The organism is Bradyrhizobium sp. SRS-191 (genome assembly GCF_024586915.1).
Classification (GTDB): domain Bacteria; phylum Pseudomonadota; class Alphaproteobacteria; order Rhizobiales; family Xanthobacteraceae; genus Bradyrhizobium.
Window position 1 is genome coordinate 1 of the sequence record NZ_JANBVS010000023.1, and the last position, 20,889, is coordinate 20,889.

Sequence of the window (20,889 nt, forward strand, 5' to 3'; positions counted from 1 at the left end):
TCGGCCTTCTTGCCCCCATTTTGCGACAACGCGCCTTTGGCGCGTGCGCGGACCTCAGCATCGAGAGGCCAGGACCACACGACTTCGCCGTCCGCAACGCCTACGCTCGTCTGGCGCAGCCGTCACGTCCATCGCAGCCCACCTCCCGTATCGTGACGACGCGTACGTCCCTCTGCTCGAGGCGGGTTGCAGGGATAAGACCATGAATTCTGAAAAATAGCAAGATATTTTTACTTCAGCGAACAGGATGGTCGGCGTCAGCCGGTCTGGGACTGGCCAGCCCTGTCCTTCAGAACCTCGCGCGCCGCGGCCGCGATGCGCTGACACAGAGACAGCGCGGTCTCCCTGTCCCGGACATGGAAGATCTCGTCGCTGATCAGGCGGTCGTCGAGCCAGGCGCGAAAGGCCTGCTCGCTGTCGAGGGTGAACGTGCCCTCCTCGTAGAGGAAGCCGCTCAGCGGCCCCTCGATCACGAAGTCGGTATCGGCGGCAAGCTGCGAGGCGCGAGCGCATTGCGCCCAGATGCGGCCATCGGGGCCGACGAACGCCAGGACACCGTCGTCACGTTGCTCTACTCGCATCTTGGAATTCCCCGCACGACTATTGAAGCGAACTCTCTCCACGTCATTGCGGGCGGAAACAGATTGCCCTTATCGGCCACCGAGGACGCAGAGAGACAGCGAGCGATGCGCTCGCGCCACTAGCCCTGCTCCGGACAGCGGATCTCCTTGTAGACGGCATCCGCGAAGGCCTTGATGCCGGTGTTGATGCGCAGGGGCGAGGTCAAGGTCTGGTAGGTGACGATGCCACGGGTGATCGACAGCACCTTGTAGCTCTCGGCGATCCTGGTCTTGTAGCACTTGCCGACCTGGATGGCTTCCTCGGTCAATGGCATGATCCCTCCTCCTCGCTCAACCCTTCGGCCTCATGTGACGACTCACGCCGACGGCGCTGCCGCGCGGCGCGCGCCCGGGACGGGCGGCTCGCGGTCGACGGCCTTAAGCGCGTCGAGAGCCGCAAGCAGCGCCAACCGTCCGTCGGCGATCGCCTGTTGCGCGGTCTCGCCGATGCCGATGACCCCGGGGATGTCGGGAAAGATGACGAGAAAGCCGCCGCCGTCCCCGGCCGCCAACTCCGTCACGTCATAGAGATAAGCGTCGACATCGTTCATCGCGCGGCCTCATCCATGCCGTCGATCATCGCCACGAAGGCGCGGATGTGCGGCGGCCTGATCGGCGCCTTCAGCGGAATGGTCACGCAATGCGGCACCGAGGGATGCAGGAAGACCTCGTGCGTGCCGGTGATCTTGCGAAACTTCATCGCATATTGCGAGGCGATGATCTCGAGATCGACCGGCTTCCAGTCGTCACGCGGATTGGCGCGCAGCGCTTCGACGCGTTGGCTGTGTGTCCTGCCGTGTCGTTTTTCCGACATCGCGCCGGGCAACGGCGCAGCATTGTCGGTCGCAGCGCTGCCGTCCTCGGGCTGGACCAGGCGAACAAAGGCCAGGATGAAATCGCCGACGCTGTCGTTGCGATGGGCAAGCCGCCAGTTCTGCGACAACACGAGCCTCGCACCGCTGCGGGCGTTGTGGAGCGCGGCGAGTTCATCCATCATGGTCAGGACCCTGACGGCGCTGAGATTATAGGGCTCCTGCGTGAACTTGCGCTTGAGGTCGATGCGCTCCTTGCGCAGGCTGGCGTTCTTGACTAGCCAGTCGACGACCGTTCCGGCCCAGAATGCCTCGGTGTTGACAGCCTCAGACATGACCTTTCTCCGGACCACGCGCCGTGGGCGCGCGGCCGCTGCCCGGAGATCGATACAAGACCCATGCCACGGAGTCTCAACTGCCGGGCGGAAGCGCCGGCCCGGCCTATCAGTCCGTCTGCGCGAAGGCTCGCGCAGACGGCTTGCCGTGCTCCGTCAGCCGAAGCTCACCACAACGGGCCGCCCCAAGGTCCGCCACCCCAGCCGCCATAGTAACGGCGCGCATAATAGGGACGGCCGTAATAGGGCGCATAGCCGACGCCGACATAGCCGTAGGGGCCGCCGCCATAATAATAGGGGTCGTCGTCGTAGTAATAGGGCGTCGCCGCCGCCGCGATGCCCGCGCCGAGCAGTGCCCCGGCGGCCAGCGCGCCGCCGCCCCAGCCCCATCCGCCGCCACGCCAGCCACCACCGCGCCAGCCTCCGCCGCCGCGCCAGCCGCCACCATGCCAGCCGCCACCGAAACCATGGCCGCCATAGCGCACTTGCGTGGTGCCGAGCGGCGCGGCGTCGGGCTTCGCGGCTGCCGACAGCGCCGTCATCGGAGCAGACATCGCCGGCGCATTCACACCGGCCAGCAGCGCACCCGACAGGGCCAGCGCCGCCACGACATTCAAGCTTCGCATCACCAGGACTCCTCGACTGAGATCATCACGCATGGCGGCACCATCTGGATCGGGTGCCGCTGTCCGCCGCGACCGCGACGGCTTGGAGCACGTGAGTTGCTCGAATGCTACGAACGGCCGGTCCGCGCGGCCGTTCCACGCAAAGCGCCGGCCGTTGCCGGAACACGGGCGTTTGATGCAGCAGCCTGCCCCACCGCCGGTGCGCTCCCCTCCCCCTTGCGGGGAGGGGTTGGGGGTGGGGGTCTCCGGGCGCTGAACTTCGTCGTGAACAAGGTCCCCTTGACGATAGGAGAGATCACACGAGTGGCTGACGAGTCCGGTCATCATCACGGAGAGCGCGTTTCCGGGACCTCCACCCCCGCCCCCTCCCCGCAAGGGGGAGGGGAGTTCACTGCCGTTGCGGCTTGAGCTTGAATCCCAACTCGCTGCGTTGTGAGGGGCGACCAGCCAACAATGCTCACCCCGTCCGGCTTCAATGCCGGCCGAGATTGCTGGAGCTCCCGGAATTGTCGTCGCCGGTGCTCGGGCTGTTGTTGTTGAGCGAGCCGGTCGCATCATTCGGCGCCGACGGCGTGCGGCCCGATCCATTGCCGGGCGAGGCTGCGTCGTTCGAACTGCCCTGCCCCATGCCGGTCGTGCCGGTGTCGCTTGGCGCGGTCCCCGGTGCTGCCGTGGGCGCGGGATGCGAGGGCCCTGCGCTGCTGCCGCCGGTGCCGCTGCTTCCGTCCCCACTGCTCTGAGCCGCTGCGAGCGAGCTCGACAGCACGAGGGCGGCGGATGCGATCAAGATACGTTTCATGAGGACGTCCTTCGTTCGAGAAGGACGACAAGACAGGCTTGGCCGGGACGTTCCTCGGCGTGTCAGCTGCGCCGCTTGCGGCCCTGGCCCGCGGCGGCCTGCTTGCGCAGGCTCTCGGCGGCGCCGCCGACGATCTCGGAGATCTGCATCAGCTGCTTGGCGAGCGGGCTGGTCTTGCGCCAGACCATGCCGATGCTGCGCTGGGGCTGCGGCTCGGCGAAGCGCGCCAGCGACACCGAGGCCGAGCGCGTCTCGACGCCGACCGCCATCTCCGGGATCAGGGTCACGCCCATGCCGGCCCCGACCATCTGCACCAGGGTGGAGAGCGAGGAGGCATCGAGCATCTCGCGCGGCGCCTGCATGTTGCAGAACGACAGCGCCTGGTCGCGGAAGCAGTGCCCCTCCTCCAGCAGCAACAGCCGCATCTCGCGCAGGCTCTCGCTATTCGGCACCGCGGTGCCTTCATATTCGGGCGGCCGCACCAGCAGAAAATTCTCCGAGAACAGCGCCACCTCGGTCAGCGACGGTTCCGACACCGGCAGCGCGACGATGGCGGCATCGAGCCGGCCCTCGACCAGCTCCTCGATCAGCTTCGGGGTCTTGGATTCGCGGACATGGATGTCGATCTCGGGATGCTTGCGGGTGAGATCGCCGATCACTTTCGGGAGAAGATAAGGTGCGACGGTCGGGATCATGCCGAGCCGCAGCCGGCCCGTGAGCTTGTCGCGCGAGGCACGCGCGAAATCGCCGAGCTCGTCGACGGAGCGCAGGATCTCGCGGACACGCTCGGCGAGCTGCTCGCCGAACCGCGTCAGCACCACCTGGCGCGCATTGCGTTCCAGGAGGACCCCCCCGAGCGCGTCCTCCATCTCCTTGATCTGCATCGACAGCGCCGGCTGCGAGATCGCGCAGGCCTCGGCGGCGCGGCCGAAATGGCCGAGACGCGCCAGCGCGTCGAAATAGCGAAGCTGCCGCATCGTCAGATGGATCATCAGATTATCTTATCGTTCGTTGCTGCCGAGTCAAACTTTCCTGACCACAATCCCAGGATGCATCGACAACGCACAGTGCCGCGCTGCGTTGGGGCGCCGTCACATCATGTTCATCAGATAATCTTATCGTTACGATCATCAATCTCAATTTCCCCTGATCGGAGGAGCCGCGTAGGGTCCCGCCACCCACCCCAGGGGGGAACAATGCCGTGCAGGTCAGGAGGCAAACATGGATGACGTCAGCAAGTGCCCGTTTTCGGGCGGCTTGAAGGGATTCAAGAACAAGGACTGGTGGCCGAACCAGCTCGATCTGTCGGTGCTGCATCAGCATTCGAACCTCTCCGATCCGCTCGGCGAGGCGTTCGATTACGCCAAGGAATTCAAGAGCCTCGACCTCGACGCGGTGGTCAAGGACCTGACCGCGCTGATGACGGATTCGCAGGACTGGTGGCCGGCCGATTTCGGTCATTACGGCCCGCTGTTCATCCGCATGGCCTGGCATGCCGCCGGCACCTACCGCATCGGCGACGGCCGCGGCGGCGCCGGCACCGGTCAGCAGCGCTTCGCGCCGCTGAACAGCTGGCCGGATAACGCCAACCTCGACAAGGCCCGCCGCCTGCTGTGGCCGATCAAGCAGAAGTACGGCCAGAAGATCTCCTGGGCCGACCTGTTCGTGCTCACCGGCAACGTCGCGCTGGAATCGATGGGCTTCAAGACCTTCGGCTTCGGCGGCGGTCGCGCCGACACCTGGGAGCCGGAGCAGGACATCTATTGGGGTCCGGAAGGCAAGTGGCTCGCCGACGAGCGTTATAGCGGCGATCGCGATCTCGCCGGCTCGCTCGCGGCCGTGCAGATGGGCCTCATCTACGTCAACCCGGAAGGTCCGAACGGCAACCCCGACCCGGTCGCTGCCGCGCGCGACATCCGCGAGACGTTCGGCCGCATGGCGATGAACGACGAGGAGACGGTCGCGCTGATCGCCGGCGGTCACACCTTCGGCAAGACTCACGGCGCGGGTGATGCGTCGCTGGTCGGTGCGGAGCCGGAAGGCGCCGATATCGCGCAGATGGGTCTCGGTTGGGCCAACAAATACGGCTCGGGCAAGGCCGGCGACACCATCACCTCGGGCCTCGAGGTGATCTGGACGTCGTCGCCGACGAAGTGGAGCAACAACTTCTTCTGGAACCTGTTCGGCTATGAGTGGGAGCTGACCAAGAGCCCGGCCGGCGCGCATCAGTGGACGCCGAAGGGCGGCGCCGGCGCCAACACCGTGCCGGACGCACATGACAAGTCCAAGCGCCACGCGCCGTCGATGCTCACCACCGACCTCGCGCTGCGCTTCGATCCCGAGTACGAAAAGATCTCGCGGCGCTTCCTGGAGAACCCGGATCAGTTCGCCGACGCCTTCGCCCGCGCCTGGTTCAAGCTGACCCATCGCGACATGGGCCCGAAGGTGCGCTACCTCGGCCCGCTGGTGCCGAAGGAGGACCTGATCTGGCAGGATCCGATCCCGGCGCTCGATCACCCCGTCGTCGACGACAAGGATATCGCGGATCTCAAGGCGAAGATCCTGGCGTCGGGTCTCTCGGTGTCGCAGCTGGTCTCGACCGCCTGGGCCTCGGCCTCGACCTTCCGCGGCTCGGACAAGCGTGGCGGCGCCAATGGCGCGCGCATTCGCCTGGCTCCGCAGAAGGACTGGGCGATCAACAACCCGGCTGAACTGTCGAAGGTGCTCAGTAAGCTCGAGGGCATCCAGAAGGAGTTCAACGGATCGGCCAGCGGCGGCAAGAAGATCTCGCTCGCCGACCTGATCGTGCTGGCCGGTAGCGCCGGCGTCGAGGCGGCGGCCAAGAAGGCCGGCGTCGAGCTGACGGTGCCGTTCGCACCGGGCCGCACCGACGCCTCGCAGGAGCAGACCGACGTGGAGTCGTTCTCCGTGCTCGAGCCGACCCATGACGGCTTCCGCAACTATCTCAGCGGCAAGCAGTGGCTGTCGGGTGAGGAGCTCCTGGTCGACAAGGCCCAGCTGCTCAACCTGACCGCGCCGGAGATGACCGTGCTGGTCGGCGGCCTGCGTGTGCTCGGCGCCAATGCGGCCGGCTCCAAGCACGGTGTCTTCACCGCGCAGACGGAGACGCTCTCGAACGACTTCTTCGTCAACCTGCTCGACATGGGCGTTGCGTGGACTCCGGTCGACCAGGGCGAGCACACGTTCGAGGGCCGCGACCGCAAGTCCGGCGCCGTGAAGTGGACCGCGACCCGCGCCGACCTGATCTTCGGCTCGCACTCGCAGCTGCGGGCGCTGGCCGAGGTCTATGCCAGCTCGGATGCCAAGCAGAAGTTCGTCAAGGACTTCGTCGCCGCGTGGACGAAGGTGATGAACCTCGACCGGTTCGAGCTGAAGGCCTGAGGCAAAAGCCTGACTGACAACAGGCGGCGCTCCAGCGATGGAGCGCCGCTTTTTTGTTTGTTCAGGGGGCCTCATGGTTCGAGACGCGCGCAAAGGGCGCGCTCCTCACCATGAGGATCAAGAGCCGAGGGCGGCACTGCACACCGACCATGAACACGCCGAGAGGCGTGTTCATGAAAAGGAGTTGGCATTTCGCCGCGAACTCAGTCCTCGTCCTGAGGAGCCCGCCGGAGGCGGGCGTCTCGAAGGACGGAGGCGAGCACGCTGCCGGCGACAAGCTCTGCCGTTCCGGAGCAGCCCGTCAGCGCTCCGCGGCGGAGCCGCCGCCGTCGATCTGGCGGCCCATCAATGCGATGGCCTTCTGATAGACGCCGGCGGCGTTCCAGGCTTCGATGGCGGCGAAGTTCGGCTCGCCCGGCTGATAGCCGGCGCCGGCCTTCCAGCCATTGGCGCGCAGGAAGTTGGCAGTCGAAGCCAGCGCGTTCGCCGCAACGTCGAGATTGCCGACGCCATAGGCCAAGATGTTCTTCGGCATGAACTGGGTCTGCCCGACCTCGCCATGCATCGAGCCGCGGGTGTTGCCCGAGAGCACGCCGCGATCGATCAGCTTGAGCGCGGCATAGAGCTGGTCGGTGAAGAATTCCGGCCGGCGGCAGTCATAGGCCAGCGTCGCGATCGACGACAGCATGTGCTGGTTGCCGCGCTGGCTGCCGAACGCGCTCTCCATGCCCCAGATCGCAATCAGCGGCCCCGGCGGCACGCCGTAGCGCTGCTCGATCGAGGCGAACATCGCCGCCTGCGACTGCTTGAGCTGCCGGCCGCGCGCGACGATCGCAGGTGCCCCGCGCTTGGCGAGGAACTGGTCAAGCGACAGTTGGAAGCTGCGCTGGCCGCGATCGGCGGCAATGGTGGCCGAGGCGTAGTTCGTCTGCATCAGCGCCGATATCGCGGTGCCGCCGACGCCCTTGGCGCGCGCCTCCTCGCTGAACTCGCGTTTCCACGCCTCGAAGCCCGCCGGCGACGAGCCGCATTGCGCCGCCTGCGCACCGCCACCGAAAGCCGCGAACAGCGCAGCGACAGCGAGAGGAATCGTGAGAATGGCTCGGCGCTTGATCATCGATGCTCCTGTGGTGGCGTCCGGTCACGCGGGCCTCTGATGACACCGCCCGACATCGCAAGACGCAGCCGCGGCAATATCGGCCGCTGGGTTGAAACCGCGACAACCTATCGGAAATCGAAAAAAATCATAGCCGGTCACGCCGACCGCCGCGCGAGGTTTGCATGTCGACTGCGTGACACGACGTCGGCAAGTCTTGTCGACAAGTCTTGTCGGCAAGACTAGCCGGAAAGACTTGCCCGCAGGTTCCCCCACTCCGCTCCCGCAATCGTGATCAGCTCGCAACGGCGCCGCCGCCTCGCCCTTGATCAATCGGCAATAACAATACTATACGGTTCCGTTTATAGCGTTGGGAGTCAGCGGGTGCGATCGCGTTCGGTATTTGCGGCTGGTGGTCTGGCCGGGTTGTGCAGTCTCGTTCTGTTGCTCGGCGGCTGCGCCTCGGTGGAGCAGCGCACGGCCTATTCGGCCGATGATGCGAAGCGCGCCAGGATCGAAGGCTTCCAGGCGATTCGGATGTGGGCGGACGCTCCGGCCGAGAGCTTCGACAGTGCGTCGTTCAAGCCGCGGCCCCAACCCGGCAAGCCGTTCGCCTATCTGGCCTTGTCCGGCGGCGGCGGCGATGGCGCGTTTGGCGCCGGCATTCTCAACGGCTGGAGCGAGAGCGGCGCACGTCCGGAGTTCACCATCGTCTCCGGCGTCAGCACCGGCGCGCTGATCGCGCCGTTTGCGTTCCTCGGGCCGGCCTACGATCCGACCTTGAAGGAGATGTACACCAGCGGCCTCGCCAGTTCGTTCGCCGCTTCGCCCAATGCGCTGGGCGCGCTGTTCGGCTCGTCCGTCTTCGACGGCCAGCCGCTCCGCGACGCGATCGCGCATTACACGACCCCGGAGCTCCTGGAGGCGATCGCGAGGGAGCACGCCAGGGGGCGCCGGCTGTTCGTCATCACCACGGATCTCGACGCCGCGCGGCCGGTGCTGTGGAATATGGGCGAGATCGCGTCCGCACGGACGCCACGGTCGTTGCAACTATTCCGCCAAGTGCTGACCGCATCCGCCAGCGTTCCCGTCGCGTTTCCGCCGGCGCTGATTGCCGCCTCTTCCGACGGCAAGCCGATCGAGGAGATGCATGTCGATGGCGGCGTCTCGACCCAGGTCTTCACCTTTCCCGATCGCCTGCTGATGCAAACGGGATCGTCGCAGCGCCTGGCCGCCAAACCTGCCATCTACATCATCATGAACGGGCGGACGTCGGCTGATTTCCAGCCGGTCGAGAACAGCACCAAGGCGATCGCGATCCGGTCGCTCGGCATGAAGAGCAAGCGCGAGATCCAAAGTTACCTCTCGGCCACCTACCAGTTCGCCAGGCGCAACGGCATGGCGTTCAACATGACCGCGATCGATCAGTCCGTTCCCGAGAGCCAGGGCATCGGGTTCGATACCGACGACATGCGCGCGCTCTACGCGCTCGGTCACGACAGCGCGCGGTCCGGCCGGTTCTGGGCGCAGACGCCGCCGCTGCCTTGAGCTTGACAGCCGCCCGCCACGGAATTACAAAACTATACAGTTTCGTTTTATCACAACCGTTTCCCTGGGGATTGCTCTACAAGCACCGACCGAGATCGGAGACAGCAGGCCGCCATGAGACGATTCGCTCTGTTCACCATCATCCTGCTGTCCTGGACGTCGCTGGCGCACGCGGCCGTCGGCGCCGCCGCGACCGATCCCCAGGCCAGGGATCCGCAAGCCTCCACAGATCCTGCCCTGACCCAGGAGGCGATCGACCGCGAACTGGACAAGTTCCGCAAGACGGAGGTGTCCTTGCACCAGGCATTGCGGATCGCCGAGAAGATTCATCCGGGCTCCAGGACCGCGGACATCAGCTTCGAAGGCGGGCTCGACGTCCCCGTCTACAAGGTTCGCACCTTGCAGAGCGGGCAGATCTGGGAGTCCGACATCGATGGCGCGACCGCCAAGGTGCTCAACACCGCCCTGTTCTCGACCGTGCAGGGCCTGAACGAGAGCGACCGCAGCAGCCTTGCCGCGCTCGACACGATCAGCCTCAACATGTCCGATGCCATCAAGATCGCGGAGCGGTCCGCCGCGGGCAAGGCCATCAGCGGCGGCCTGACGACCAAGGACGGCAAGGTCGCCTTCATCATCGTCGTGGTCAGCGGCAAGAACCTGAAGCAGGTCACGCTCGAACCGACGCTGCGGCGGCGCTAACTCAGTCCGGGCTTCGCGCGGTCGCGGGACGCACGCCGCGACGAATGCCGATCCGGAGCTGCGACATCATGACTTGGTATGAAGGGCGAGGAAGATCTTGACTCGTTCTCGCACGAAGCCAGGCATCTCCTTACGGATCGTCTTCTCCTTCACCCCCATCAGCGCGCGCATCAACAGCGGCAGCACGATGAGGTCGATGAAGATCTCGGCGGACGCTTCCGACGTCTTGGACGGTCCCCGCTTTGCGCTCGCGGACACGCCGATCGTCTCTGCCAGCAGCACCGCGACCGGTTGAGTCGCCCGCTTGCGCGAGACCTCGTGAAACTGGCAGCTGAGATCGGGAAAGCGGTAGGCTTCGCCGATCGTGACGCGCAACAGTCCAAGCGACTGCTTCAGCACGCGGTCCACGATCGCGATCGCAACCCCAACCAGCTTCTCCTGCACCGTTCCCGGCGGAGGCGTGTAGGAGGGGCCGAGGTTCATCACCTCTTCGATCGAGCGCTCGACGATCGCGGCAAACAACGCCGGCTTGCCGGCATAGCGCGCATAGATGGTCGGCTTGCTGGCCGGGGCCCGCTCGGCGATCTCATCGATGCTGGTGCCGTCGAATCCACGCTCCAGGAAGACCTCGCGCGCCGCGTCGAGAATCCGCTCCTCGATGTTGCCGGCCAGGGCTTTCGGCGGCCGGCCCACCCGGCCGCGCGTCGTCACCGCGCGCGCGACGTCACTTCGTTTAACCTTGGCCTGGGTACGGGCCATACTCAACGACCTCGACTCGACATGTCCAACATGCCCAGCAAGGGATTACACGTTCTCTGCTGAACGGCAATAGAACGCGTGTATCGGAGCAGCTATGCGCCTTCTGTCATACATAATAAGCAATGCTTGCATGCCTTTCGATCAGGCACATCAAACAAAGAGCTCGCCGAGATCCTCCAATACCCCGAGCGCGCCATCGAACGTATCGTCATGAAAATAGAGGCTGCGCGTAATCAGGACGGGCACGCCGGCGCGGGTGGCGGCCAATAACCCATTACCGGAGTCCTCGATCGCGATGCAGCTCGCCGCGGGGAGATCGAGCTGCGACAGCACCTCCAGATAGACATCGGGCGCCGGCTTCTTGCGCGCGACGTCATCGGCCGCGACGACCGCGGCAAATCTGGTTTCCCAATCGCTGCCCAGCACGGGAGCCAGCAACGCGTCGATATTGACGCGCGTGGTGGTGGTGGCGATGGCGACACGCTGCTCGCGCGCCCAGGCGTCTTCGAGCAGCGCCTTGATGCCGGGACGTAAGGCGCATCCCTTGTCGGCCATCAAGGCGGCAAATCTTTCCGTCTTGATCCGGTGAAGCCTGGCGATCACGGCGTCGCTCAAGGGCGGACCCGAGCGCCGCATCTGGTCGAAGGCGCGAATGCGTTCCTTGCCGCCGGCGACGCGCAACAGCTCCTTGTAGACCCGCCGGCCCCAATGCCAGTCGATGCCGACGGCCACGAACGCCTCGTTGAACGCCTCGCGATGGATCTCCTCGGTCTCCGCCATCGTGCCGTCGACGTCGAAGATCAAGGCGCCGGCATCGGCAATTCTTTGCCGCAGAACATCGAATGGTGAATTCTTCACCAGCGCGAGACTCATGACTGGGCCTCCTCCTTGGTCTCACTCTTCACCTCGCTCTTGGCGAACACCCGGCTCGCCAGCACGTCGCTGGCCTCGATCGACATCACGTCGTCGGACGTCAGCACCCGGTCGAGCCGCGACACCAGCCGGTTGGCCTGGCGCAAGCGAATCCGATCCAGCGCATTCCGGATCGAGCGCGCGTTGGAGAACAGGGGCTGGGTGCGACGAACCACGATGTATTTTTCGAACGCCGCCCGCGCCTCGGGCGTGAAGCGATAATTCTGCCCCTCCAGCATCATCTCGGAAATCGTCAGCAGCTCGGCTTCGGAATAGTCCGGGAAGTCGATGTGATGGGCGATGCGCGAGCGGAAGCCGGGATTGCTCTGGAAGAATTTTTCCATCCGGTCGGCATAGCCGGCAAGAATGACCACGAGGTCCTCGCGCTGCGATTCCATGATCTGCAGCAGGATCTCGATCGACTCCTGGCCATAGTCGCGCTCGTTCTCGGGACGGTACAGGTAATACGCTTCGTCGATGAACAGCACGCCGCCCATCGCCTTCTTCAGCACCTCCTTGGTCTTCGGCGCGGTATGGCCGATATATTGGCCGACGAGATCATCGCGGGTGACGCTGATGACATGACCGCGGCGAACGAAGCCGAGCCGGTGCAGGATGCCGGCCATGCGCATTGCCACCGTGGTCTTGCCGGTGCCGGGATTACCCGTGAACGACATGTGCAGGGTCGGAAACGTCGTCGCCAGGCCCATCTTGCGACGGATCCGCTCCATCATCAGCAACGAGGCGATCTCGCGGATTCGCGTCTTGACCGGGGCGAGGCCGACCAGCTCACGGTCGAGCTGCTCGAGGACGGGCGCGATCTCGACGCTCTCGAACTCGCGGCGCAGATCGATCGTATCGACCGGCGTTGCCTCCTGGGCGTCCGCCTGCGTAGCCTGCATCATGGACTGGTGCTCCGCTTGCCGAAGTTCGCACACGCTGGCGGCAGCTCCTCCCGCGAACTCCGGCAAGCGGGGACGCCGTCAAATCGGGTCTCAATCAGTGCAGCAGAGCCGGTGCTGAAGTCCCCGCCTCGATCGGCAAGGACTTCAGCACGGCCGTCTTTAGGAGTAGCGCTCGCCTTCGGGCCGCTCGGCCGCGTAGGACCGCGTCGAGTAACGCTGATTGCGCCCGACGGTTTCCTGACGATCGAGCCGGAAGCCGGGCTCGTTCTTCGGACGGTTGACGATGAAGGAGAGCCGGATCGACTCCCAGCCGTGGGTGGAATCGAACGCCGAGATCCGGATGTAGCGGTCGCCATAGATCTTCCGGCACTCGGCGAGCTCCCGCATGATGCCGGCGGCATCCCGCAGATCGAACATCGGCAGGCCCCACATCTCCCAATAGGTGTTGCGGGGATGCGGGTCGTCGGTGAACTCGATGTTCACGGCCCAGCCCTTCTCGAGGCAGTACTGGATCTGGGCGGTGATCTGATCGTCGGTCAGATCGGGCAGGAAGGAAAAGCAGCCTTGGGTCACGCGCATGGTGAAATCTCCTGATGTTGGGCCGGGCGGGCCGGTGTCCGGCCCGCAGCGCGGCGATGCATCGAACAAGGTTTTAAGCGGCGGGAGTCACGGTCGGCACGAAGTCCGGCGTATCCGTCGATTCGTAGTTGAAGGTGACGTCCTTCCAGATCTCCAGCGCCTCGCGCAGCGGCGTGCAGGTCTGCGCCGCCTTGGCGAGGATCTCCGGGCCCTCATGCACGTAGTCGCGGCCCTCGTTACGGGCGAGGATCATGGCTTCCAGCGCAACGCGGTTGGCGGTGGCGCCGGCCGCGATGCCGCGGGGATGACCGATGGTGCCGCCACCGAACTGCAGCACGACATCCTCGCCGAGCAGGTCGAGCAGCTGGTGCATCTGGCCGGCATGGATGCCGCCCGAGGCGACCGGCATCAGCTTGTTCAGGCTCGCCCAGTTCTGGTCGAAGAACACACCATGCTCGAGCCGCATCGGATTGAAGTCCTCGCGGCAGATGTCGTAGTAGCCCCGCGTGGTGTTCGGATCGCCTTCGAGCTTGCCGACCACGGTGCCGGCGTGGATGTGGTCGACGCCGGCGAGCCGCATCCACTTGGCGATGACGCGGAACGACACGCCATGCGAGCGCTGCCGCGTATAGGTCGAGTGCCCTGCGCGATGCAGATGCAGGATCATGTCGTTGCGGCGCGCCCACTTCGCCATCGACTGGATCGCGGTGTAGCCGATCACGAGGTCGATCATGACGATGTTGGAGCCGAGCTCCTTGGCGAATTCGGCGCGCTCGTACATGTCCTCCATCGTCGCAGCGGTGACGTTGAGATAGGTGCCCTTGATCTCGCCGGTCGCCGCCTGGGCCTTGTTGACCGCCTCCATGCAGTACAGGAAGCGCTCGCGCCAATGCATGAAGGGCTGCGAGTTGATGTTCTCATCGTCCTTGGTGAAGTCGAGCCCGCCTTTCAGCGCCTCGTAGACGACGCGGCCGTAGTTGCGGCCCGACAGGCCGAGCTTCGGCTTGACGGTGGCGCCCAACAGCGGACGGCCGAACTTGTCGAGCCGCTCGCGCTCGACGACGATGCCGGTCGCCGGGCCCTGGAACGTCTTCACATAGGCGACCGGCAGCCGCATGTCCTCCAGCCGCAGCGCCTTCAGCGGCTTGAAGCCGAACACGTTGCCGATGATCGAGGCGGTCAGGTTGGAGATCGAGCCCGGCTCGAACAGGTCGAGATCATAGGCGATATAGGCGAAGTAGCTGCCCGGCGAGCCCGGCACCGGCTCGACCCGGTAGCACTTGGCACGATACTTCTCCGCGGCGGTGAGACGGTCGGTCCACACCACGGTCCAGGTCGCGGTGGAGGATTCACCGGCCACCGCAGCGCAGGCTTCGGTCGGATCGACGCCGTCCTGCGGGGTGACACGGAACAGCGCGATGACATCGGTGTCCTTGGGCTGATAGGAGGGCTCCCAATAGCCCATACGCTTGTATTCCATCACGCCGGACTTGTAGCGATCCTTGCCGCGGACGGTGATCGACGGGTCGTTCATGTGTTCCTCCTGCTTGTTTCGTTGTGGCTTGGACGTCACGCAGCTTCGGTCATTCCCCCAACTCGTGGATCGAGCGCACCGGAGCGGTAGCGCTTGGCCATCTCGGCGAGCGGAATGACCTTGATCCTGGATGCATTGCCGGCGGCGCCGAACTGCTCGAAGCGCTCGCGGCAGAGGTCGCGCATCGAATCCATCGCCGGCTTCAGGAACTTGCGCGGATCGAATTCGCTCTTGGAGGACGAACCGACCTTGCGGAAGATCGCGGTCATCGCCAGCCGGCAGTCGGTGTCGATGTTGACCTTGCGGACGCCATGGCGGATGCCGCGCACGATCTCCTCGACCGGCACGCCCCAGGTCTGCGGCATCTCGCCGCCGAACTGGTTGAACATGTCCTGCAGCGACTGCGGCACCGACGACGAACCGTGCATGACGAGATGCGTGTTCGGCAGCCGGCGATGGATCTCCTCGATCACGTTCATCGCGAGGATGTCGCCATCAGGCTGGCGCGAGAACTTGTAGGCGCCGTGCGAGGTGCCCATCGCGATCGCCAGCGCATCGACCTTGGTGGCGCGGACGAAATCGACCGCCTGGTCCGGATCGGTCAGCAGCTGATCGCGGCTGACCTTGCCTTCGAGGCCGTGGCCATCCTCCTGCTCGCCGCCGCCATGCTCGAGCGAGCCGAGCACACCGAGCTCGCCCTCGACGGAGGCGCCGACCCAATGCGCCATGTCGGTGACGCGGCGGGTGATGTCGACATTGTACTCATAGTCGGCGGCGGTCTTGGCATCGGCCTTGAGCGAGCCGTCCATCATGACGGAGGTGAAGCCGTATTTGATCGCGGTCGCGCAGGTCGCCTCGTCATTGCCGTGGTCCTGATGCAGGCAGAGCGGAATCTGCGGATACATCTCCTCCAGCGCGTCGATCATCTTCGACAGCATGATGTCGCCGGCATAGGAGCGCGCGCCGCGCGAGGCCTGGATGATCACGGGGGCGTCGACGGCGGCGGCCGCCTCCATGATCGCGAGCCCCTGCTCCATGTTGTTGATATTGAAAGCCGGCACCCCGTAGCCGCGCTCGGCGGCATGGTCCAGCAATTGTCTGAGCGTGATCCGCGCCATGTTCGTCTCCGTCCCTGTCTCGATGCTCTGTTATGCGGCGCGGCTCAGGACGCGCGCGCCCGGATGATGTTGCGCATGGCTGCATCGGCCACGGCGGCAGGCGTGATGCCGAACTCGCGGTAGAGCACGTCGGCCGGCGCCGAGGCGCCGAAGCCGTGCATGCCGACGAACTCGCCGGCATCGCCGAGCCAGCGCGCCCACTCGCCCTCGATCGCGGCCTCGACGCCGATGCGCGGCGCGCTGCCGAGCACCTCGGCGCGATACTCCGCGGTCTGCTTGCGGAACAGTTCGAAGCACGGTGCCGACACCACCGCCGCATGGACGCCTTCGGCCTCCAGCAGCCTGGCCGCCTCCAGAGCGATCGCCACCTCCGAGCCGGTCGCAATCAGCGTCACGTCGCGACCGCCTTCCGGTTCGACCACCACGTAGGCGCCGAGCGACACCTTGTTGTCAGAGGCCTCGGTCCGAAACGCCGGCAGCGCCTGCCGCGACAGGCACAGCACCGATGGCGAGGTCTCGGCGCGCAGCGCGCAATCCCAGGCTTCCGCCGTCTCGACCGCATCGGCGGGACGGAACACCAGGAGATTGGGAATGGCGCGCAGGCTCGGGACATGCTCGACCGGCTGATGCGTCGGGCCGTCCTCGCCGAGGCCGATGGAGTCGTGCGTCATCACATGGATGACGCGGATGCCCATCAGCGCCGCCAGGCGGATCGCCGGCCGGTTGTAGTCGGCAAACGCCAGGAAGGTGCCGCCATAGGGAATGAAGCCGCCATGCAGCGCGACGCCGTTCATGGCCGCAGCCATCGCATGCTCGCGCACGCCATAGTGGACGTAGTTGCCGTCCATGGTCGAGGGCGTCACCGACTTGTGCGTCTTCGCCTTGGTCAGGTTGGAATGGGTCAGATCGGCCGAGCCGCCGAGCAGGTTGGGCAGCACCGTCGCGATCACATCGATGACGTTCTGCGACGCTTGGCGGGTGGCGATCTTCGGCCGCTCGGCGGTGAGCTGCGCGATGAACTGCGCCATGCGCTCGGTGTAGGCGGAAGGCAGCTTCTTGTTCAGCGCATCGTGACAGGGCGAACGGTCCGCGGTGCATTGCTTGCGCGAACGCTCCTTCCAGGCCTGGCGAACGCTGCGGCCACGCGCGCCGATCTCGCGCCAGCTCACCAGCACGTCGGCCGGAATCTCGAACGGCCGGTGCGGCCAATGCAACGCCGCGCGTGTCTTCTCGACCTCCTCCGGCCCGAGCGGCGCGCCATGCGCCTTCTCCGAGCCCTGCCGACCCGGCGAGCCGAAGCCGATGGTGGTGCGGCAGGCGATCATGGTCGGGCGATCGCTCTGCCGTGCGGCGGCGATGGCGGTCTCGATCGCCTGGGGATCATGGCCGTCGATGCGGCTGGTCGCCCAGCCCGACGCCGCGAAGCGCGCGAGCTGATCGTCGGAGCAGGCGAGGCCCGTCGAGCCGTCGATCGAGATGCCATTGTCGTCGAACAGCACGATCAGGCGGTTGAGCCGGAGATGGCCGGCGAGCGACATCGCCTCGTGGCTGATGCCTTCCATCAGGCAGCCGTCGCCGGCGATGACATAGGTGTAGTGATCGACCAGATCGTCGCCATAGCGCGCGTTCATCAGGCGCTCGGCAAGTGCCATGCCCACGGCGGTCGCGATCCCCTGCCCGAGCGGCCCGGTGGTGGTCTCGACGCCCGGCGTGTGACCATATTCCGGATGCCCCGGCGTCTTGGCGCCCCATTGCCGGAACGCCTTGATCTCGTCGATCGTCACCGCCTCATAGCCGGTGAGATGCAGCAGCGCATAGAGCAGCATCGAGCCGTGGCCGGCCGAGAGAACGAAGCGGTCGCGATCCGGCCAGGCCGGATCGGCCGGGTCGAACTTCATGAAGCGGGAGAACAGCACGGTGGCGACGTCGGCCATGCCCATCGGCATGCCCGGATGACCGGACTTCGCCTTTTCCACGGCGTCGATCGCGAGGAAGCGGATGGCATTCGCCATCTCGGCATGCGCCGGATCGGCCTTGACGGCAGGCTTGTGCAGGGCGTTGGCGGTCATAGCGTGCGCCTCTTTCGGTCCATCAGTTGCATGATCATCGGGGTGAGAATGAGCTGCATGGCGAGGTCGAGCTTCGAGCCATGGATCACGATCGAATTGGCGCGCGACATGAAGCTGCCGTGGATCATCGAGAGCAGATAGGGAAAGTCGATGCCGCGCGGGTTCTTGAGGCGGATCACGACCATCGACTCGTCCGGCGTCGGGATCCAGCGCGCGATGAACGGATTGGAGGTGTCGACCGTCGGCACGCGCTGGAAGTTGATGTCGGTCTCGGAGAATTGCGGGATGATGTAGTTCACATAGTCAGGCATGCGCCGCAGGATCGTGTCGGTGACGGCCTCGGTGGTGTAGCCGCGCGAGGCGCGGTCGCGGTGCAGCTTCTGGATCCATTCGAGATTCATCACCGGCACGACGCCGATCTTCAGGTCGGCATGCTGCGCGATGTTGACCTTCTCGGTGACGACGGCGCCGTGCAGGCCCTCATAGAACAGCAGATCGGACTCAGCCGGCAGCTGCATCCACTCGGTGAAGGTGCCGGGCCGGGCGTCGTAGAGCCGCGCCTCCTCCTCGTCATGCACGTAGTGGCGCGTGGTGCCGGTGCCGGTCTCGGAATAGTCGCGAAACGTCTTCTCGAGCTCCTCGAACAGGTTGGTGTCGGGGCTGAAATGGCTGAAGTGCTTGTTGCCGCGCTCGGCCTCCTCGACCATCTTGCGGCGCATCTCCTCGCGGTTGTAGCGATGGAAGGCGTCGCCCTCGATGTAGGCGGCCTTGACGTTCTCGCGGCGGAAGATGTTCTCGAAGGTCTTCTTGACCGACGTGGTGCCGGCGCCCGACGAGCCCGTGATCGAGATGATGGGATGACGACGTGACATGACTTTTCTCCGGAAGTCGCGCTGAACGTGGCGCGTTCAGCAGTGTTCGCTCAGCGGAACAGGCCGCGGCGGGCGAACAGGGGCGCATCGCTGGTTTCGAACAGCGGCTCGACGCCCTCATGCAGCTGATCGACATCGCGGACGAGACGGACGTCACCCATGATCAGCGGCGCCCGCTGGTGCGGCGAGCGCGCCGACAATTCGAGGATGCGCGCGCGGCCGCTCGAGGCCGAGCCGCCGGCCCATTCCATGATCAGCGCCATCGGATGCGCTTCGTACACCAGCCGCAGCCGGCCTTCGCGATAGCCGGGACGAGAGTCGGCGGGATAGAGAAACACGCCGCCGCGCATCAGGATGCGATAGGCCTCCGCCACCAGCGAGGCGATCCAGCGCATGTTGAAGTCGCGGCCGCGCGGGCCGGCAGCGCCCGACAGGCACTCGTCGACATAGTTGCGGACCGTGCCGCTCCAGTGCCGGCGGTTCGAGGCGTTGATCGCGAACTCCGGCGTATCCTGCGGGATGCGGATGCCCGACTTGGCGAGAATGAAGTCGTGCAGGGTCGGGTGCAGCACATAGAGGTCGACGCGATGGTCGATTGCGAGCACGAGGCAGGTCTGCGGCCCGTAGACGAAGAAGCCGACGGCGAGCTGCGCGGTCCCGGGCTCGAAAAAGCTGGAGAGCACGTCGCGGCCGCGCGGCCGGATCGAGAAGATGGTGCCGACGGAGATGTTGTTCTGCAGGTTCGAGGAGCCGTCGAGCGGATCGATCGCCACGCAAAGTGGGGCAGCCTCATTGACCGTTTCCGGCCGATCGCCCTCTTCCGAGAGGATGCCCGCGACCGGCGCCCGGCGCAGCGCGTCGCGCATCAGATTGTCGGCGACGATGTCGAGCGCCTTCTGGATGTCGCCGTCGGTGTTGACGGTGGCTGCACCTTCGTCGACGCCGGAGAGCGGCGCGATGGCGATCTGGCGCGCGAGCTCGCGCGCGGCGTCGGCGAGGGCCTCGATGACCGCAGCACAATCGGCGTCCGCGCCCTGCGCAGCCAGATGGGCCTGCAATGTCTGATGATGATCAGTCTGGTCATTCATGGGCCACTCCCTCGCCATCAGCTCCTCTGCCGGGAACTTGATGAAGCCGCACGAAATGCGTCGTGCCGCACTGCTATGAACACTCGATTTGCCTGATTAGGGAAATTTCAATATCTTTGGATCGACCAAAGTTTTCCTTATGCGATCGATAGCACGAAGGTTCCATGAGCCGCCACTTCTCCCGCGACCTCACCATCCGCCAGCTTCGCGCGCTGGTAGCCGTCCAGAACTCGGGATCGGTCACGTCAGCGGCCGGGCGCTTGAACCTGACCCAGCCGGCCGTGACGCTGCAGATTCGCAATCTTCAGGAGCTCGCCGGGCTGCCGCTGATCCAGCGCACCACAGACGGCATGATCCTGACCGAGGCCGGGCGCAGCGTGCTGGCGCTGGCCGAGCGCGTCGAGGCCGCGCTGCAGGATTGCGAGCAGGCGCTCGACATTCTCGCGGGGCGCAGCGGCGGCCGGGTGGCGATCGGCGCGGTCAGCACCGCGAAATATTTCGTGCCGTTCGCGATCGCGGAGTTTTCGCGGCGTTTCCCCAAGATCGACGTGACGTTGCGGATCGGCAATCGCGACAGCCTGCGCGAGGCGTTGCGCGGCTATGATCTCGACATCGCCATCATGGGCCGGCCGCCGGCGGACATTCCCGTCGACATGCGGCCGTTCGGCAAGCATCCGCACATCATCATCGCGCCGGCGGGCCACCGCCTGGCGCGGCGCAAGCGCATCGCCGCTGAGGATCTCGCCGGCGAGGTGTTCATCACCCGCGAGCCGGGCTCGGGAACCCGGCTGCTGATGGAGACCTTCTTTGCCAAGCACGGCCTGCAGCCCAAGACCAGCATGGAGATGGACAGCAACGAGACCATCAAGCAGGCGGTGATCGCCGGCCTCGGCATCGCCTTCATCTCGCAGCATACGGTGGCGCATGAGCTCGGCGAGGGACGGCTGGTGATGCTGAAGGTCGCGGGCCTGCCGATCATCCGGCACTGGCACGCCGTGCGGCGCGCCGACAAGCTGCTGCTGCCGCCGGCGCAGGCGATGCTGGACTTCCTCGGCAAGGAGGGCGCGCGCTTTTTGCCCAAATGACCATCTGAATGAGCGCCGGTTCCGAAGCCAT

At 65.6% G+C, this 20,889-nt stretch carries 21 protein-coding genes; 4 read left to right on the top strand and 17 right to left on the bottom strand.

The window, feature by feature from the left end:
- Positions 1 to 257: 257 nt before the first annotated feature.
- From NLR35_RS29650 to NLR35_RS29680, 7 genes are all read right to left on the bottom strand, one after another.
- Positions 258 to 581, bottom strand: coding sequence for a hypothetical protein (locus tag NLR35_RS29650; protein ID WP_257170083.1), 324 nt, complete (start codon positions 579 to 581; stop codon positions 258 to 260).
- A 119-nt stretch (positions 582 to 700) separates the two neighbouring features.
- Positions 701 to 895, bottom strand: a complete 195-nt coding sequence (locus tag NLR35_RS29655; RefSeq protein ID WP_257170084.1) for a hypothetical protein — start codon at positions 893 to 895, stop codon at positions 701 to 703.
- 42 nt (positions 896 to 937) lie between these two features.
- Entirely contained in the window at positions 938 to 1,171 is a 234-nt protein-coding gene (locus NLR35_RS29660; RefSeq protein WP_257170085.1) for a type II toxin-antitoxin system HicB family antitoxin, read from the bottom strand.
- Positions 1,168 to 1,767 (bottom strand): hypothetical protein, encoded by a 600-nt coding sequence (locus NLR35_RS29665; protein WP_257170086.1) that lies wholly within the window; start codon positions 1,765 to 1,767, stop codon positions 1,168 to 1,170. Before NLR35_RS29665 ends, NLR35_RS29660 begins: the two co-directional genes overlap by 4 nt.
- Positions 1,768 to 1,934: 167 nt before the next feature.
- Positions 1,935 to 2,393 carry a hypothetical protein gene (locus tag NLR35_RS29670; RefSeq protein WP_257170087.1) on the bottom strand — a complete coding sequence of 153 codons (459 nt, stop codon included), beginning with the start codon at positions 2,391 to 2,393 and terminating at the stop codon, positions 1,935 to 1,937.
- A 472-nt stretch (positions 2,394 to 2,865) separates the two neighbouring features.
- Positions 2,866 to 3,192 carry a hypothetical protein gene (locus tag NLR35_RS29675; protein ID WP_257170088.1) on the bottom strand — a complete coding sequence of 109 codons (327 nt, stop codon included), beginning with the start codon at positions 3,190 to 3,192 and terminating at the stop codon, positions 2,866 to 2,868.
- A gap of 62 nt (positions 3,193 to 3,254) precedes the next feature.
- Entirely contained in the window at positions 3,255 to 4,184 is a 930-nt protein-coding gene (locus NLR35_RS29680; protein ID WP_257170089.1) for a hydrogen peroxide-inducible genes activator, read from the bottom strand.
- A 229-nt stretch (positions 4,185 to 4,413) separates the two neighbouring features.
- Between NLR35_RS29680 and katG the strand changes: the two genes are divergently transcribed.
- On the top strand, positions 4,414 to 6,594 hold the full coding sequence (katG, locus tag NLR35_RS29685; protein ID WP_257170090.1) for a catalase/peroxidase HPI: 2,181 nt from the start codon (positions 4,414 to 4,416) through the stop codon (positions 6,592 to 6,594).
- Positions 6,595 to 6,895: 301 nt separating this feature from the next.
- Here the strand turns inward: katG and NLR35_RS29690 are convergent, their stop codons facing one another.
- Entirely contained in the window at positions 6,896 to 7,711 is an 816-nt protein-coding gene (locus NLR35_RS29690; protein WP_257170091.1) for a lytic transglycosylase domain-containing protein, read from the bottom strand.
- 363 nt (positions 7,712 to 8,074) lie between these two features.
- Here NLR35_RS29690 and NLR35_RS29695 point away from each other — a divergent pair, with 363 nt between their 5' ends.
- Together NLR35_RS29695 and NLR35_RS29700 are read left to right on the top strand one after the other, a co-directional pair.
- Positions 8,075 to 9,238 carry a patatin-like phospholipase family protein gene (locus NLR35_RS29695; protein WP_257170092.1) on the top strand — a complete coding sequence of 388 codons (1,164 nt, stop codon included), beginning with the start codon at positions 8,075 to 8,077 and terminating at the stop codon, positions 9,236 to 9,238.
- A gap of 114 nt (positions 9,239 to 9,352) precedes the next feature.
- Positions 9,353 to 9,937 (top strand): PepSY domain-containing protein, encoded by a 585-nt coding sequence (locus tag NLR35_RS29700; RefSeq protein WP_257170093.1) that lies wholly within the window; start codon positions 9,353 to 9,355, stop codon positions 9,935 to 9,937.
- A 66-nt stretch (positions 9,938 to 10,003) separates the two neighbouring features.
- On the opposite strand, the gene NLR35_RS29705 is transcribed toward NLR35_RS29700, so the two are convergent.
- From NLR35_RS29705 to NLR35_RS29745, 9 genes are all read right to left on the bottom strand, one after another.
- Complete coding sequence (locus NLR35_RS29705) at positions 10,004 to 10,696, bottom strand: TetR/AcrR family transcriptional regulator (RefSeq protein ID WP_257170094.1); 693 nt, start codon at positions 10,694 to 10,696, stop codon at positions 10,004 to 10,006.
- A gap of 150 nt (positions 10,697 to 10,846) precedes the next feature.
- The gene (locus tag NLR35_RS29710; protein WP_257170095.1) at positions 10,847 to 11,569 is read right to left on the bottom strand and encodes an HAD-IA family hydrolase; all 723 of its coding nucleotides are present in this window, start codon (positions 11,567 to 11,569) and stop codon (positions 10,847 to 10,849) included.
- The gene (gene cbbX / locus NLR35_RS29715) at positions 11,566 to 12,510 is read right to left on the bottom strand and encodes a CbbX protein (RefSeq protein WP_257170180.1); all 945 of its coding nucleotides are present in this window, start codon (positions 12,508 to 12,510) and stop codon (positions 11,566 to 11,568) included. The genes NLR35_RS29710 and cbbX overlap by 4 nt, the downstream gene beginning before the upstream one ends.
- A gap of 162 nt (positions 12,511 to 12,672) precedes the next feature.
- Positions 12,673 to 13,092 carry a ribulose bisphosphate carboxylase small subunit gene (locus tag NLR35_RS29720; RefSeq protein ID WP_257170096.1) on the bottom strand — a complete coding sequence of 140 codons (420 nt, stop codon included), beginning with the start codon at positions 13,090 to 13,092 and terminating at the stop codon, positions 12,673 to 12,675.
- Positions 13,093 to 13,165: 73 nt separating this feature from the next.
- A complete protein-coding gene (locus NLR35_RS29725) occupies positions 13,166 to 14,626 on the bottom strand; it encodes a form I ribulose bisphosphate carboxylase large subunit (protein ID WP_257170097.1) in 1,461 nt (486 codons plus the stop codon).
- A gap of 35 nt (positions 14,627 to 14,661) precedes the next feature.
- Positions 14,662 to 15,744, bottom strand: a complete 1,083-nt coding sequence (gene fba / locus NLR35_RS29730; RefSeq protein ID WP_257170098.1) for a class II fructose-bisphosphate aldolase — start codon at positions 15,742 to 15,744, stop codon at positions 14,662 to 14,664.
- Between the two features lie 44 nt (positions 15,745 to 15,788).
- Positions 15,789 to 17,813: a transketolase gene (gene tkt / locus NLR35_RS29735; protein ID WP_257170099.1), complete on the bottom strand. Its 2,025-nt coding sequence runs from the start codon at positions 17,811 to 17,813 to the stop codon at positions 15,789 to 15,791.
- The gene (locus tag NLR35_RS29740) at positions 17,810 to 18,685 is read right to left on the bottom strand and encodes a phosphoribulokinase (protein ID WP_257170100.1); all 876 of its coding nucleotides are present in this window, start codon (positions 18,683 to 18,685) and stop codon (positions 17,810 to 17,812) included. The genes tkt and NLR35_RS29740 overlap by 4 nt, the downstream gene beginning before the upstream one ends.
- Before the next feature lie 50 nt (positions 18,686 to 18,735).
- The gene (locus NLR35_RS29745; RefSeq protein ID WP_257170101.1) at positions 18,736 to 19,791 is read right to left on the bottom strand and encodes a class 1 fructose-bisphosphatase; all 1,056 of its coding nucleotides are present in this window, start codon (positions 19,789 to 19,791) and stop codon (positions 18,736 to 18,738) included.
- A 146-nt stretch (positions 19,792 to 19,937) separates the two neighbouring features.
- Here NLR35_RS29745 and NLR35_RS29750 point away from each other — a divergent pair, with 146 nt between their 5' ends.
- Positions 19,938 to 20,858 carry a LysR family transcriptional regulator gene (locus NLR35_RS29750; RefSeq protein ID WP_257170102.1) on the top strand — a complete coding sequence of 307 codons (921 nt, stop codon included), beginning with the start codon at positions 19,938 to 19,940 and terminating at the stop codon, positions 20,856 to 20,858.
- Positions 20,859 to 20,889: the final 31 nt, after the last annotated feature.

Excerpts from the sequence above, each read along its gene's own strand:
- NLR35_RS29665 (WP_257170086.1), bottom strand. The coding sequence starts at position 1,767 with ATGTCTGAGGCTGTCAACACCGAGGCATTCTGGGCCGGAACGGTCGTC.
- NLR35_RS29750 (WP_257170102.1), top strand. The coding sequence starts at position 19,938 with ATGAGCCGCCACTTCTCCCGCGACCTCACCATCCGCCAGCTTCGCGCG.
- fba (WP_257170098.1), bottom strand. The coding sequence starts at position 15,744 with ATGGCGCGGATCACGCTCAGACAATTGCTGGACCATGCCGCCGAGCGC.
- NLR35_RS29655 (WP_257170084.1), bottom strand. The coding sequence starts at position 895 with ATGCCATTGACCGAGGAAGCCATCCAGGTCGGCAAGTGCTACAAGACC.
- NLR35_RS29740 (WP_257170100.1), bottom strand. The coding sequence starts at position 18,685 with ATGTCACGTCGTCATCCCATCATCTCGATCACGGGCTCGTCGGGCGCC.
- NLR35_RS29650 (WP_257170083.1), bottom strand. The coding sequence starts at position 581 with ATGCGAGTAGAGCAACGTGACGACGGTGTCCTGGCGTTCGTCGGCCCC.
- NLR35_RS29700 (WP_257170093.1), top strand. The coding sequence starts at position 9,353 with ATGAGACGATTCGCTCTGTTCACCATCATCCTGCTGTCCTGGACGTCG.
- cbbX (WP_257170180.1), bottom strand. The coding sequence starts at position 12,510 with ATGCAGGCTACGCAGGCGGACGCCCAGGAGGCAACGCCGGTCGATACG.
- NLR35_RS29680 (WP_257170089.1), bottom strand. The coding sequence starts at position 4,184 with ATGATCCATCTGACGATGCGGCAGCTTCGCTATTTCGACGCGCTGGCG.
- NLR35_RS29690 (WP_257170091.1), bottom strand. The coding sequence starts at position 7,711 with ATGATCAAGCGCCGAGCCATTCTCACGATTCCTCTCGCTGTCGCTGCG.
- NLR35_RS29670 (WP_257170087.1), bottom strand. The coding sequence starts at position 2,393 with ATGCGAAGCTTGAATGTCGTGGCGGCGCTGGCCCTGTCGGGTGCGCTG.
- tkt (WP_257170099.1), bottom strand. The coding sequence starts at position 17,813 with ATGACCGCCAACGCCCTGCACAAGCCTGCCGTCAAGGCCGATCCGGCG.
- NLR35_RS29660 (WP_257170085.1), bottom strand. The coding sequence starts at position 1,171 with ATGAACGATGTCGACGCTTATCTCTATGACGTGACGGAGTTGGCGGCC.
- katG (WP_257170090.1), top strand. The coding sequence starts at position 4,414 with ATGGATGACGTCAGCAAGTGCCCGTTTTCGGGCGGCTTGAAGGGATTC.
- NLR35_RS29675 (WP_257170088.1), bottom strand. The coding sequence starts at position 3,192 with ATGAAACGTATCTTGATCGCATCCGCCGCCCTCGTGCTGTCGAGCTCG.
- NLR35_RS29745 (WP_257170101.1), bottom strand. The coding sequence starts at position 19,791 with ATGGCGAGGGAGTGGCCCATGAATGACCAGACTGATCATCATCAGACA.
- NLR35_RS29705 (WP_257170094.1), bottom strand. The coding sequence starts at position 10,696 with ATGGCCCGTACCCAGGCCAAGGTTAAACGAAGTGACGTCGCGCGCGCG.
- NLR35_RS29710 (WP_257170095.1), bottom strand. The coding sequence starts at position 11,569 with ATGAGTCTCGCGCTGGTGAAGAATTCACCATTCGATGTTCTGCGGCAA.
- NLR35_RS29720 (WP_257170096.1), bottom strand. The coding sequence starts at position 13,092 with ATGCGCGTGACCCAAGGCTGCTTTTCCTTCCTGCCCGATCTGACCGAC.
- NLR35_RS29725 (WP_257170097.1), bottom strand. The coding sequence starts at position 14,626 with ATGAACGACCCGTCGATCACCGTCCGCGGCAAGGATCGCTACAAGTCC.